Here is a 13,567-nt window from a genome sequence, read left to right on the forward strand (position 1 = left end):
GCATGACCCGCCTCCCCTTAGAGCCTACTCCCAGGTGGATGCGCCATATCCGAACGCATCGTATCCACGATGCGATTCCATCGATACCGCCAAAAAGCAAAGTGCGGGCCGCGTTCCGGTACACACCGGACACGGCCCGCACTGACGGCCCTGCTGGGCGGAACCACCCCGCCGCCCGAGGCTCAGTCTTCTGCCTCCTCGGAGTCGCCCTCCAGAAGGCTCTTCTGCAGGACCGGCCCCTCACCGGGCGCGAGCGAGCTGAGGATCCGCTCGAGGTCCTCCATGGAGGCGAACTCCACGGTGATCTTGCCCTTCTTCTGGCCCAGGTCGACCTTCACCCGTGTCTCGAAGCGGTCCGAAAGACGGGTGGCGAGGTCGGTCAGTGCCGGAGAGACCCGGGTCCCGGCCCGGGGGCCCTTGGAGCGCTGAGCAGCCTTGGGCCGCGATCCCATCAGGGTCACGATCTCCTCGACGGCACGCACCGAGAGCCCCTCGGCCACGATCCGGTGCGCCAGCCGGTCCTGCTCCTCCGAGTCCTCGACCGAGAGAAGGGCCCGCGCATGCCCGGCGGAGAGCACTCCGGCGGCCACCCGGCGCTGAACCGCCGGCGACAACTTCAGCAGACGCAGCGTGTTGGAGACCTGCGGGCGGGACCGACCGATACGGTCCGCCAACTGGTCATGCGTGCAGTTGAAGTCCTTCAGCAACTGGTCGTAGGCGGCCGCCTCTTCGAGGGGGTTCAGCTGGGCCCGATGCAGATTCTCCAGCAGGGCGTCCAGGAGGAGCTTCTCGTCCTCCGTGGCCCGCACAATCGCCGGGATCGCCTCAAGTCCCGCCTCACGGCAGGCCCGCCAACGCCGCTCACCCATGATGAGCTCGTAGCGGTCGATGCCCAGCTGCCGCACGACGACCGGCTGGAGGAGACCGACCTCCTTGATGGAGGTGACGAGCTCGTGCAGCGCATCCTCGTCGAAGACCTCACGCGGCTGCCGCGGGTTCGGCGTGATGAAGCCGAGGGGGATCTCGGCGAAGTGGGCGCCCATGGGAGGTGCAGGCGTCTCCACGGCGCCGCTCACCGATGGCTCCTCGGTTTCACGTGAAACAGGCGGCAGCGTGGCCACCTTCGCCGCGGCCACCCCGCGCTCATTGTTCAGCACCGGCACCGCCGTGGGGGACGTGGAAGCAGCGCCCCCCACCGCAGTCTGCGCCGGTGTCCTCTCGGTCGGGGCCGCAGGGATCAGCGCGCCGAGACCACGTCCCAGCCCCCTCCGTCGCTCGCTCACTGGATCCCCTCCACCATGCTCTGGTCGCTCTGAGCGCCGATATGGGCGTGCGTCCCGTCATAGCTGACGCCGACACCCTTCAACGCGATTTCTCGTGCCGCCTCAAGATAGGAGAGGGCACCGCTCGATCCTGGATCGTAAGTCAGCACCGTCTGCCCGTAGCTCGGCGCCTCGGAGATACGGACCGAGCGGGGAATGCTCGTCCGCAGCACCTCGTCGCCGAAGTGGTTGCGCACCTCGTCCGCGACCTGTGACGCAAGCCGCGTCCGACCGTCGTACATGGTGAGCAGGATCGTCGATACATGCAGCGAAGGGTTGAGGTGTCCCCGGACCAGGTCGACGTTGCGTAGCAGCTGACCCAGCCCCTCCAGCGCGTAGTACTCGCACTGGATCGGGATGAGGACCTCCTGGCCGGCCACCAGCGCGTTGACCGTGAGCAGACCGAGCGACGGTGGGCAGTCGATAAGGACGTAGTCCAGTGGCTGCTCGTAGGACTGGATCGCACGCTGGAGACGGCTCTCCCGCGCCACCAGGGACACCAGCTCGATCTCCGCACCGGCGAGATCGATCGTGGCGGGCGCGCAGAAGAGACCCTCGACATCGGGGACCGGCTGAACGACCTCCGAGAGCGGCTTGCTCTCGATCAACACGTCGTAGATGGAAGGGACTTCGGCGTGATGGTCGATCCCCAGAGCGGTGGACGCATTGCCCTGCGGGTCGAGGTCGATCACCAGGACACGGCCACCGTGCAGAGCCAGCGAAGCGGCCAGGTTGACGGTCGTCGTCGTCTTGCCCACTCCACCCTTCTGGTTGGCGACGACGATGACACGGGTCTGTTCGGGTCGCGGCAGACCCTCACCGGCCCGGCCCAGAGCCTCGACCGCCAGTTGGGCAGCACGACCGATGGGAGTGTCGTCCATCGGGGGCGGTGTTTCACGTGAAACATCCTCCCCCGGCGACTCGGTACGGGGACCGGGGACCGGATCGGTCATCGGTCCCGCGATGTTGGCGTCGGACCGCAAGGATTCACTCTCCTCGACTTCAGGCTCGCAATGAACAGAGCCTCCCATGTCTTCGGGGTCGCGAACCAGTGAGGCCTGGTGTTCTGTGGAGAAATCCACCTCTGTGGACAACTCCGTGCCTCTGGTGAGGGACGGAGTGTCACCTGAATCGGCAGGAGCCTCCCCACCCAGGGAACCGAGGGGCTTGCGGTCACGAGGTTCGGCCGCGGCGCGGCCGCGGCCGATGATGCCGTGGAGCAGTGAGCGACGTTTCACGTGAAACACGATGCACAGCAGCCGGGGCCTGACCGTCGCGACACTCCGTCATGCATAGGTTTGGCAGCTTGTGTGGAGTACGTCTCGCCCTCAGGACGGATCAGCAGGCGCCTCAGGAGAACGGCACCACGGCCCAGCACCCACCGATCTCAGCGCCGCCGCCGCGCCCGCCCCGTACGTGCCGCCTTCGCACGCTTCGCCGCGAACCGCACACCGCCCGGGCTCTCCCCGACCTCCACACGCACGACTGTGGACATCGGATCCACCACACCCCCGCCGACATGCAGGATGGACGTCTGAACCGCACCAAGCTTGCTCAGAGCAGTGGCCGCGCTCTTCAGCTCCTCCTCCGCGGTGTCGCCCTTGAGTGCAAGCATCTCGCCGTACGGGCGCAACAACGGAATCCCCCAGGTGGCCAGCCGATCCAGCGGTGCCACGGCCCGCGCCGTCACCACATGGACCGGCGGCAGCTTGCCCATGACCTCCTCGGCACGGCCGCGCACGACGGTCACATGATCGAGGCCCAGCAGTTCCACGACCTCGGTCAGGAAGTTCGTTCGCCTGAGCAGTGGCTCGAGCAGCGTGATCTTCAGGTCGTCCCGCACCAGCGCCAGGGGAATCCCGGGCAGACCGGCACCGGAACCCACGTCGCACACCGTCACACCCTCGGGAACGACCTCCGAGAGCACGGCGCAGTTCAGCAGATGCCGCTCCCAGAGACGGGGCACCTCACGCGGGCCGATGAGCCCACGCTGCACCCCGGCCTCGGCCAGGAGCTCGGCGTACCTCACCGCATCCGCGAAGCGATCACCGAATACGTCGCGTGCCTGCTCGGGCGCAGGGGGGAGCTCCGCTGCCTCCGTCACGGGGACCGTCCTTCCGTACCGCAAAAGCGCACTGGGCGCTGACCACCAGGCTGACAAAGTTCGGCCCCGCCTGCGCAACAGACGGGGCCGGTGGAGCGTAGGAACCGCTCAGGCAGGCAGCACGACGACGAAGCGCTCCGGCTCCTCGCCCTCGGACTCGCTGCGCAGACCTGCGGCCTTGACCGCGTCGTGGACAACCTTGCGCTCGAACGGCGTCATCGGCTTGAGCTTCACAGGCGAGCCGCTGCTCTTGGCCTCGGCAGCAGCCTTGGCGCCCAGCTCGGAGAGCTCGGAGCGCTTCTTGGCACGGTAACCGGCGATGTCCAGCATCAGTCGGCTGCGGTCGCCGGTTTCCCGGTGCACGGCCAGGCGCGTGAGCTCCTGAAGCGCCTCCAGCACCTCACCGTCCCGGCCGACCAGCTTCTGCAGGTCACGGCTCCCCGTGTCGCTGATGATCGAGACAGCAGCACGGTCACCCTCGACGTCCATGTCGATATCGCCGTCGAGGTCGGCGATGTCCAGCAGAGCCTCGAGGTAGTCCGCCGCGATGTCACCCTCCTGCTCCAGGCGGGTCAGGGTGTCTGCACCCTCGGCAGCGGCGGGGGTGGTGCCTTCCGTCACGGGATGGACTCCTTCTTACTTCTTGGACGAGGACTTGGGCCGCTGCGGACCCTTGCGCTGGCCGGACTGGGCCCGGCTGCGGGAACCGGCTCCGGACTTGGGATTCGCCTTCCCGGCGGACCCCGCCGGCTTGGCGTCTTCCGGATCGCCCGACTTGCTCAGCGAGGTCGACGGCGAGGACGTCTTCTCGGCACCTCCGGCAGGCTTCGGTCCGCCGGACTGGCGCTTGGACTTGGGCTGCCGCTTGGGCTGCTGACGCTTGGGAGCGGTGGTGGCCGGCGTACCGTCTTCGGTCACGGTGGCCACGGGGACCTCGCTCTTCACAACGGAGCCGTCAACCTGGGCCGCGAGGCCCGCCTTGCTCAGGCCGTTGATGAACTTGCGCTCGTAGTCGTTGCGGTCGCGCCCCTTGGCCACGATGGCCTTCACGATGGCACGCTCACGCCGGTTGCGGGCCTTGCCGTGGTGCGTGACGTGCTTGTACAGGCGGTCCAGGTAGGCGGCCTGCGCCTTGGAACCAGGGGTCGGGTTGTTGCGGATGACGTACATCTGCTGGCCCATGGTCCACACGTTGGTGGTCAGCCAGTAGACGAGGACACCGACCGGGAAGTTGATGCCGAAGACCGCGAAGATCACCGGGAAGATGTACATCAGCATCTTCTGCTGCTGCATGAACGGCGTCTTCACCGAAGTGTCGACGTTCTTCGTCATCAGCTGGCGCTGCGTGTAGAACTGCGACAGCGACATCAGGATGATCATGATGGCGGTGACGACCCGCACGTCGGTGATCGAGGAGCCGAGCGCCTCGACCGTGCTCGAGCTGTCCGTGAACTTCGCAGCCAGCGGGGCACCGACGATGTGCGCCTTCTGCGCACTCTCCAGCAGCCGCTCGTTGATCACGCCGATGGTGTCGCCCGACGCGATGCTGTTCAGCACGTGGTACAGGGCGAAGAAGAACGGCGACTGCGCCAGGATGGGAAGGCACGAGGAGAGCGGGTTGGTGCCCGTCTCCTTGTACAGCTTCATCATCTCTTCGGACTGACGCTGCTTGTCGCTCTTGTAGCGCTCCTGGATCTTCTTCATCTCGGGCTGGAGCGTCTGCATGGCCCGGGTCGCCTTGATCTGCTTCACGAAGAGCGGGATCAGGCAGATACGGATCAGCACCACCAGAGACACGATGGACAGGCCCCAGGCCCAGCCCGTGTCAGGGCCGAAGATCGCACCGTACAGCGAGTGGAACTGAACGATGACCCACGAAACGGGTGTGGTGATGAAGCTGAAGAGGCTGGCAATCGTGTCCACTAATCATGCTCCTTGGGCATGGGACGGGGTCTCTGCGGCCGGGCTCGAAAGAACATTCTCTTCGGTGGCCGTTTCGGCGGCGGAGGGCCCGCCCTTGCGTGCGCGCCATGCGTTGCGCAGCAGTTCGTGCCACCGCGGGCGCTTGCGCGGCGGGACATGGTCCACACCACCCAGCGACCACGGATTGCAGCGCAGGATGCGCCAGGCCGTGAGTGCGGTGCCCTTGAGGGCACCGTGCCGGTCAATAGCCGTGTAGCCGTAGTGGGAACACGACGGGTAGTACTTGCACACCGGCCCGAGCAGCGGGCTGATAGTCCACTGGTACAGCTTGATCAGCGCCAGCAGCGGGTACTTCATCGCGCGCCCCCTCCCAGCAACCGCTGAAGAGCGGCATCCAGGTCTCGGGCCAGCTGTGCATGTTCAGCGTCACCCGCACCGGGCAGCGCTCGTACGACTACCAGGCTACCGGGGGGCAGCTGGTCGACTCGCTCACGCATCAGATGGCGAAGTCTGCGCTTGACTTTGTTGCGCACGACAGCGCCACCCACGGCCTTGCTCACGACGAAACCCGCACGCGTCGGGGGAGCGCTCTCCCCAGGCGCGTGCGGGTCCGTGGCACCGCTACGAAGGTGGACGACGAGAAGTGGGCGTCCAGCCCGGCGTCCTCGTCGAACCGCGGTCGCGAAGTCCTCGCGCCGCCTCAGCCGGTTCTCGGTGGGCAGCACGACGTCATGACCTGACCGGGATCAGGCGGACAGACGGGCGCGACCCTTGCTACGGCGGGACGCGAGAATCGCGCGGCCGGCACGGGTGCGCATACGCAGCCGGAAGCCGTGGGTCTTCGCGCGACGACGGTTGTTCGGCTGGAAGGTGCGCTTGCTCACTCGGGGGCTCCAGAAAGAAATCGGTGGTGGCGGGGTGCCGTCCTGGCTGTCACCGTGCGCCCACGAGTAGCTCGCGTTACGCCCGAGTGCACCGCTTTCCGATCACCTTGACGCGATCTGTGCCCATCGGAGGCAGGCGGCAGCAGCCATCGACAACTCGACCTGGTTACGGTACGTGGGGCTACGCCATCCGGTCAAACCGACAGCCGCCGGGAGACACTATCCACAGGCTGGGGACAATAACTTGAACCACAGCGGTCGCCCTGACTACCGTGGCTGGACTTCGATTCGTTCCCTTATCCCTGCGGAACCCGACTTACATCCCGACCCGTCCCACAACCACACGTTCGTGGGACCCATGAGAGAGCGTGCCCTGTGGCTGACGTACCTGCCGATCTTGCCGCAGTGTGGCCACGAGTTCTCGAGCAGCTTCTCGGTGAGGGCCGCGGGCAGGGCGTCGAGGCCAAGGACGAGCACTGGATCCGGCGCTGCCAGCCCCTCGCACTGGTCGCCGACACCGCCCTGCTGGCCGTACCGAACGAGTTTGCGAAGGGCGTACTCGAGGGCCGCCTCGCCCCGATCGTGAGCGAGACGCTGAGCCGTGAGTGCGGCCGCCCGATCCGCATCGCGATCACCGTCGACGACTCCGCCGGCGAGACCCCGCCCGTCGGCGCCCCCACCCAGCCCAGCCGCGCTACGAGGAGCCGGAACTCCCCGCTCCGTCCAGCCAGTACGAGGGCTACGGCCGGCACCGCTCCGAACGGCGCCCCGGAGCGTCCGGCGACCAGCTCCCCACGGCCCGCCCCGCCTACCCGGCGGAGTACCAGCGCCCCGAGCCGGGCGCCTGGCCACGGTCGGCGCAGGACGAGTACAGCTGGCAGCAGCCGCGGCTCGGCTTCCCGGAACGGGACCCCTATGCAACGCCGTCACAGGACGCGTACGGCTCACCGCCGCAGGACGCGTACGGCTCACCCTCGCAGGACGCGTACGGCTCACCGTCCCGCGACTCCTATGGCTCCCCGGCGCAGGACTCGTACGGATCACCCTCGCAGGAGTACCGCCAGCAGGGCATGGAGCGCCCGTCGTACGACCAGCAGCGCTCCGACTACGACCCGTCACGCGGCGACTACGACCAGCGCGACGCCCGACGGGAACTGCCCGAGCAGCAGGGCAGCGCCGGGCCCCCACACCGTGGCCCGGCGGGCACCTCGCTGCCCGCGTCCAGTGGCGCGCCAGGCCCGCTGGCGGCGCAGCCCGCACCGGCGACCGGCCCCGGTGAGCCGACCGCGCGACTGAACCCGAAGTACCTCTTCGACACGTTCGTCATCGGCGCCTCGAACCGCTTCGCGCACGCAGCTGCGGTGGCCGTCGCCGAAGCGCCGGCCAAGGCGTACAACCCCCTGTTCATCTATGGGGAGTCGGGGCTCGGCAAGACGCACCTGCTGCACGCGATCGGACACTACGCGCGGAGCCTCTACCCGGGCACGCGTGTGCGGTACGTGAGCTCGGAGGAGTTCACCAACGAGTTCATCAACTCCATCCGCGACGGCAAGGGCGACAGTTTCCGCAAGCGGTACCGCGAGATGGACATCCTGCTCGTCGACGACATCCAGTTCCTGGCGGACAAGGAGTCGACGCAGGAGGAGTTCTTCCACACCTTCAACACGCTCCACAACGACAACAAGCAGATCGTGCTCTCCAGCGACCGGCCGCCCAAGCAGCTGGTGACGCTGGAGGACCGGCTGCGGAACCGTTTCGAGTGGGGCCTGATCACCGACGTCCAGCCGCCCGAGCTGGAGACGCGGATCGCGATTCTGCGCAAGAAGGCGGTGCAGGAGCAGCTCAACGCCCCGCCAGAGGTACTGGAGTTCATCGCCTCGCGGATCTCGCGCAACATCCGCGAGCTGGAGGGCGCGCTGATCCGGGTGACGGCGTTCGCGTCGCTCAACCGGCAGCCGGTGGACCTGGGCCTGACGGAGATCGTCCTGAAGGATCTGATCCCCGGCGGCGAGGACTCCGCCCCCGAGATCACCTCGACGGCCATCATGAGCGCGACCGCCGACTACTTCGGCCTCACGGTCGAGGACCTGTGCGGAACCTCGCGCGGGCGCGCGCTGGTGACGGCCCGGCAGATCGCCATGTACCTGTGCCGCGAGCTGACGGACCTGTCCCTGCCGAAGATCGGCGCGCTGTTCGGCGGCCGCGACCACACGACGGTGATGCACGCCGACCGCAAAATCCGCAATCTGATGGCCGAGCGGCGCTCCATCTACAACCAGGTCACCGAGCTGACGAACCGCATCAAGAACGGCTGACACAGCCGTCCTACGCCTCTGAGGGCGCCCCGGGACGAGGTCCCCGGGGCGCCCTTCGTCGTTCGCCGGCCACCCGCGGTTCGATTACGAGCCGGGTTACGGCCACTCTCCACAGATTCGGTGACTTTCTGCCGTCCACATCCTGGGGACTGCGAAGTTGTCCAGATCGTGTCCACAGCCCGGCTTGTTGAAGGACCATCAGACCAGGTCAAGTGGTTGTGGATCGGTGGACGAAGGATCTCCACAGACTGTGGACAGGCAGGTGATCCACAGACTGTGCACGGAGTTGTCCACCGGCCACCCACAGGCCGGGGCAGGTTGTCCCCAGTGGTGCCTACCTTCTCCACAGCTCTGTCCACTGTTCGGCAACACGACGCGCCTGCTCACCGGGCCGAGTGAAAGGCGTCACACAAAGCTGCCGGGTTGGGCTGTGGGAAACATGGGTAAAGCTGGGGACGGCGCTGGGGAGAACTCGCCCCACCCTGTGCATGGGGTGTGCAGAACTTTCCGTTCTCCACAGAAGTGTTCAGTTGTCCACCGTCTCGGCCCACAGGCCCCGTGGACAAAATTTCCGCCCTGAGCTGGGATAACGTAGTTATCCACGGTATCCACAGGCCCTACTACTACTCCCAACTAGAGAGAGCTGGGAATCCGTTTCGAAGAGGGCCCTGTGCACAACTCGCTCTTCGGCGTCCTGCTGCCCCTCGTCACGACTTGACCCCGAGAGGCACCTACTGTCAGTGCGGTGCGTCAGACTGTTCCCCGGTGTCCTTCCCGTCCCAGGGCCCGCGACACCGAGACAGACGACGAAGCCAGGCAGGGCGAGAAGCGCCGGCAACAGCAGGAGGCGGCAACAGTGAAGATCCGGGTGGAACGCGACGTACTCGCGGAGGCAGTGGCCTGGGCGGCGCGCAGCCTCCCGGCCCGTCCGCCGGCGCCTGTCCTCGCCGGCCTGCTGCTGAAGGCCGAGGACGGCCAGCTGAGCCTGTCCAGCTTCGACTACGAGGTCTCCGCGCGCGTGTCGGTGGAGGCGGAGGTCGAGGAGGAGGGCACGGTCCTGGTCTCGGGCCGACTGCTCGCCGACATCTCCCGCGCCCTCCCCAACCGACCGGTGGAGATTTCCACAGACGGTGTACGGGCAACGGTGGTCTGCGGCTCCTCGCGCTTCACACTCCACACCCTGCCTGTGGAGGAGTACCCGGCGCTGCCGCAGATGCCGAACGCCACGGGCACGGTCCCCGGCGAGGTCTTCGCCGCCGCGGCCGCCCAGGTCGCCATCGCCGCCGGTCGTGACGACACGCTGCCCGTCCTCACCGGTGTGCGCATCGAGATCGAGGGCGACCGGGTCACCCTGGCCTCGACGGACCGCTACCGCTTCGCGGTCCGCGAGTTCCTCTGGAAGCCGGAGAACCCGGACGCCTCTGCGGTCGCCCTGGTGCCCGCCAAGACGCTCCTGGACACGGCCAAGGCGCTGACCAGCGGCGACACCGTGATCCTGGCGCTGTCCGGCTCGGGCGCGGGCGAGGGTCTGATCGGCTTCGAGGGCGCCGGTCGCCGTACGACGACCCGCCTCCTGGAGGGCGACCTCCCGAAGTACCGCACGCTGTTCCCGACCGAGTTCAACTCCGTCGCCGTGATCGAGACCGCGCCTTTCGTGGAAGCCGTCAAGCGTGTGGCCCTGGTCGCCGAGCGGAACACTCCGGTGCGGCTCAGCTTCGAGCAGGGCGTGCTCATCCTGGAGGCCGGCTCCAGCGACGACGCACAGGCTGTGGAACGGGTGGACGCCCAGCTGGAGGGCGATGACATCTCGATCGCCTTCAACCCGACGTTCCTGCTGGACGGACTGAGCGCCATCGACTCCCCGGTGGCCCAGCTGTCGTTCACGACGTCCACGAAGCCCGCGCTGCTCAGCGGCAAGCCGGCGCTGGATGCCGAGGCGGACGAGGCCTACAAGTACCTGATCATGCCGGTGCGCCTGAGCGGCTGACGCTGCCGACGGTTGTCCACAGGCGGTGCGGTCCGAGTGGACAACCGTGCCCGTCGATCCCTCGAAGCCGCAGGTGAGGGGCTACGTATGAGCGCGTATGCCCACAGGTGTGCGTGACCGTCCGGGTTTAGGCTCGGACGCGGGTACGAAGGTGCCTCACACGCCACAGCAACCTAAGGAACACAACTGATGGAGCTCGGTCTCGTCGGCCTCGGCAAGATGGGCGGCAACATGCGCGAGCGGATCCGCCGCGCGGGCCACACCGTCATCGGATACGACCGCAACCCGGACCTCGCGGATGTCCACAGCCTCGAAGAGCTTGTGGGCAAGCTGCAGGGCCCGCGGGTCGTGTGGGTGATGGTCCCGGCCGGTGCACCCACCCAGTCGACCATCGACGAACTCGCCGAGCTGCTGGAGCCTGGTGACGTCGTCGTGGACGGCGGGAACTCGCGCTGGACGGACGACGAGAAGCACGCCGAGGAGCTGGCCGCCAAGGGCATAGGCTTTGTCGACTGCGGCGTCTCCGGCGGCGTCTGGGGCCTGGAAAACGGCTACGCGCTGATGTACGGCGGCGACGCGGAGAACGTCGCCAAGGTGCAGCCGATCTTCGACGCGCTCAAGCCCAAGGGCGACTCCGGCTCTGTGCATGCCGGCAAGGTCGGCGCGGGCCACTTCGCGAAGATGGTCCACAACGGCATCGAGTACGCGATGATGCAGGCCTACGCCGAGGGCTGGGAGCTGCTGGAGAAGGTCGACTCCGTGACCGACGTCCGGGAGGTCTTCCGGTCCTGGCAGGAGGGCACTGTCATCCGCTCCTGGCTGCTCGACCTTGCGGTCAACGCCCTCGACGAGGACGAGCACCTGGAGCAGCTCAAGGGTTATGCACAGGACTCCGGCGAGGGCCGCTGGACTGTGGAGGCCGCGATCGACAACGCCGTGCCGCTGCCCGCGATCACGGCTTCCCTCTTCGCGCGGTTCGCGTCGCGCCAGGAGGACTCTCCGCAGATGAAGATGATCGCGGCGCTGCGGAACCAGTTCGGCGGCCACGCGGTCGAGAAGAAGTAGCGAGTAACACAGGACACCGGGGGAGGTCGGCGCACCACCATGCACGTCACGCATCTGTCGCTGGCCGACTTCCGCTCGTATGCCCGGGTCGAGGTCCCGCTCGACCCGGGCGTCACCGCCTTCGTCGGGCCCAATGGGCAGGGCAAGACGAATCTTGTCGAGGCCGTCGGTTACCTCGCCACTCTCGGCAGCCACCGGGTCGCCTCCGACGCCCCCCTCGTCCGCATGGGTGCCGACCGCGCGATCATCCGCGCGCAGGTCCGCCAGGGCGACCGGCAGCAGCTGGTGGAGCTGGAGCTGAACCCTGGCAAGGCCAACCGCGCCCGCATCAACAGGTCCTCACAGGTCAGGCCCCGTGATGTGCTGGGCATCGTGCGCACCGTGATGTTCGCGCCCGAGGACCTCGCCCTGGTGAAGGGCGACCCGGGGGAGCGGCGCCGCTTCCTCGACGAGCTGATCACCGCCCGTTCGCCGCGCATGGCCGGAGTGCGCTCCGACTACGAGCGTGTCCTCAGGCAGCGGAACACGCTGCTGAAGTCGGCCGCGCTGGCCCGTCGGCACGGGGGCCGCTCGATGGACCTGTCCACCCTCGACGTATGGGATCAGCATCTCGCGCGCGCGGGTGCCGAGCTGCTCGCCCAGCGCCTCGACCTGATCGCCGCGCTTCAGCCGCTCGCCGACAAGGCGTACGAGCAGCTGGCCCCCGGCGGCGGCCCGGTCGCTCTGGAGTACAAGGCGTCGTCTCCGGGCGACGCGCACACCCGCGAGGCCCTTTTCGAGCAGCTGATTGCCGCGCTGGCCGAGGCCCGGAAGCAGGAGATCGAGCGGGGCGTCACCCTCGTAGGGCCCCATCGGGACGATGTGATTCTCAAACTCGGTGAGCTGCCTGCCAAGGGGTACGCCTCCCATGGGGAGTCCTGGTCCTACGCGCTGGCGCTGCGCCTCGCGTCGTACGACCTGCTGCGCGCCGAGGGCAACGAGCCTGTGCTGATCCTCGACGACGTCTTCGCGGAGCTGGACACCCGTCGGCGCGAGCGCCTGGCCGAGCTGGTTGCGCCCGGCGAGCAGGTGCTGGTGACGGCAGCGGTCGACGACGACGTACCGCATGTGCTGGCGGGGGCGCGGTACACGGTGTCGGACGGGACGGTGGAGCGCGTATGAGCACCGATGAACCGGCACCCAAGGGGACCCCTTCCGGCGTCGACCTCGCGCGGGTCGCGCTGCGGGCGGCGAAGGAGCAGGCACGCGCGCGTGGGGATGCGGCGCAGCAGAAGAAGCAGGCGCGGCGTGGCGGCCTGCGCTCCGGGGCGCGCGCCGACGGCCGCGACCCGATGGCGCTCGGTGCGGCGATCAACCGGCTGATCAGTGAGCGGGGCTGGGAGGCCCCGGCCGCGGTGGGCGGCGTGATGGGCCGATGGCCGCAGATCGTCGGCGAGGACGTGGCCAAGCACTGCGTTCCGGAGAAGTACGACGAGGACGAGCGGGTGCTGGTCGTGCGCTGCGACTCCACGGCCTGGGCGACGAACCTGCGGCTGCTCGCGCCCACGCTGGTCGCCCGCCTCAACGAGGACCTCGGGCACGGCGCGGTGAAGCAGATCAAGGTGTACGGGCCCGGCGGCCCTGCCCGCCGCTACGGCCCCTTGCGTGCGCCCGGCAGCACGGGCTCCGGCGACACCTACGGGTGATCCGGCCGACCGGTTCTGTCGGGAGTGACTGACATCACGTTGGTGTTGTCGAACGGGCGTCGGTGTGACCGCGGGACGCCTACTGCCGCATGACCGGACACAGTTGCGAATATCGGTCTGCCCCCGGAGTAGCAAAGGGTTGACATCCGGAAGCGCTGAGTGCCTCTGTGAGCCTCTTGGAGCCCCCATCCGCATATCGGGACCCGGCCGAGGATGGTTCAGGGCGCCACATGAGGACTCAGGTGCCCGCAAACCCCCATCACTGTCGGCGCTACCGGTAGA

The 13,567-nt window shown here is 67.8% G+C and carries 12 protein-coding genes and 1 pseudogene; 5 read left to right on the plus strand and 8 right to left on the minus strand.

The window, feature by feature from the left end; all coding sequences use genetic code 11:
• Positions 1-182 precede the first annotated feature (182 nt).
• The 8 genes from StrepF001_RS15615 to rpmH all read right to left on the minus strand — a co-directional run bounded on the left by StrepF001_RS15615 (position 183) and on the right by rpmH (position 6,233).
• Positions 183-1,283: a ParB/RepB/Spo0J family partition protein gene (locus StrepF001_RS15615; RefSeq protein ID WP_129798838.1), complete on the minus strand. Its 1,101-nt coding sequence runs from the start codon at positions 1,281-1,283 to the stop codon at positions 183-185.
• A complete protein-coding gene (locus StrepF001_RS15620) occupies positions 1,280-2,353 on the minus strand; it encodes a ParA family protein (protein WP_129799119.1) in 1,074 nt (357 codons plus the stop codon). The genes StrepF001_RS15615 and StrepF001_RS15620 overlap by 4 nt, the downstream gene beginning before the upstream one ends.
• Positions 2,354-2,709: 356 nt before the next feature.
• Positions 2,710-3,426 carry a 16S rRNA (guanine(527)-N(7))-methyltransferase RsmG gene (gene rsmG, locus StrepF001_RS15625; RefSeq protein ID WP_129798839.1) on the minus strand — a complete coding sequence of 239 codons (717 nt, stop codon included), beginning with the start codon at positions 3,424-3,426 and terminating at the stop codon, positions 2,710-2,712.
• Between the two features lie 108 nt (positions 3,427-3,534).
• Positions 3,535-4,047 carry a R3H domain-containing nucleic acid-binding protein gene (locus StrepF001_RS15630; RefSeq protein ID WP_129798840.1) on the minus strand — a complete coding sequence of 171 codons (513 nt, stop codon included), beginning with the start codon at positions 4,045-4,047 and terminating at the stop codon, positions 3,535-3,537.
• Positions 4,048-4,062: 15 nt separating this feature from the next.
• Positions 4,063-5,349 (minus strand): membrane protein insertase YidC, encoded by a 1,287-nt coding sequence (gene yidC / locus StrepF001_RS15635; protein ID WP_129798841.1) that lies wholly within the window; start codon positions 5,347-5,349, stop codon positions 4,063-4,065.
• 3 nt (positions 5,350-5,352) lie between these two features.
• Entirely contained in the window at positions 5,353-5,706 is a 354-nt protein-coding gene (yidD, locus tag StrepF001_RS15640; RefSeq protein ID WP_129798842.1) for a membrane protein insertion efficiency factor YidD, read from the minus strand.
• Positions 5,703-6,074, minus strand: a complete 372-nt coding sequence (rnpA, locus tag StrepF001_RS15645) for a ribonuclease P protein component (protein ID WP_129798843.1) — start codon at positions 6,072-6,074, stop codon at positions 5,703-5,705. The genes yidD and rnpA overlap by 4 nt, the downstream gene beginning before the upstream one ends.
• 21 nt (positions 6,075-6,095) lie before the next feature.
• Positions 6,096-6,233 carry a 50S ribosomal protein L34 gene (gene rpmH / locus StrepF001_RS15650; protein WP_003956500.1) on the minus strand — a complete coding sequence of 46 codons (138 nt, stop codon included), beginning with the start codon at positions 6,231-6,233 and terminating at the stop codon, positions 6,096-6,098.
• A 375-nt stretch (positions 6,234-6,608) separates the two neighbouring features.
• Here rpmH and dnaA point away from each other — a divergent pair.
• The 5 genes and pseudogenes from dnaA to StrepF001_RS15680 all read left to right on the plus strand — a co-directional run bounded on the left by dnaA (position 6,609) and on the right by StrepF001_RS15680 (position 13,285).
• Positions 6,609-8,548, plus strand: a pseudogene (gene dnaA, locus StrepF001_RS15655) (chromosomal replication initiator protein DnaA).
• 856 nt (positions 8,549-9,404) lie between these two features.
• Positions 9,405-10,535: a DNA polymerase III subunit beta gene (gene dnaN / locus StrepF001_RS15665; protein ID WP_129798845.1), complete on the plus strand. Its 1,131-nt coding sequence runs from the start codon at positions 9,405-9,407 to the stop codon at positions 10,533-10,535.
• A gap of 189 nt (positions 10,536-10,724) precedes the next feature.
• Complete coding sequence (gene gnd, locus StrepF001_RS15670; RefSeq protein WP_129798846.1) at positions 10,725-11,600, plus strand: phosphogluconate dehydrogenase (NAD(+)-dependent, decarboxylating); 876 nt, start codon at positions 10,725-10,727, stop codon at positions 11,598-11,600.
• A gap of 39 nt (positions 11,601-11,639) precedes the next feature.
• A complete protein-coding gene (gene recF / locus StrepF001_RS15675; RefSeq protein ID WP_129798848.1) occupies positions 11,640-12,761 on the plus strand; it encodes a DNA replication/repair protein RecF in 1,122 nt (373 codons plus the stop codon).
• Positions 12,758-13,285 (plus strand): DciA family protein, encoded by a 528-nt coding sequence (locus StrepF001_RS15680; RefSeq protein WP_129798849.1) that lies wholly within the window; start codon positions 12,758-12,760, stop codon positions 13,283-13,285. Before recF ends, StrepF001_RS15680 begins: the two co-directional genes overlap by 4 nt.
• The last annotated feature ends 282 nt before the right edge of the window (positions 13,286-13,567 follow it).

The organism is Streptomyces sp. F001 (assembly GCF_004187715.1).
In the GTDB taxonomy this organism is placed as follows: domain Bacteria; phylum Actinomycetota; class Actinomycetes; order Streptomycetales; family Streptomycetaceae; genus Streptomyces; species Streptomyces flavusporus.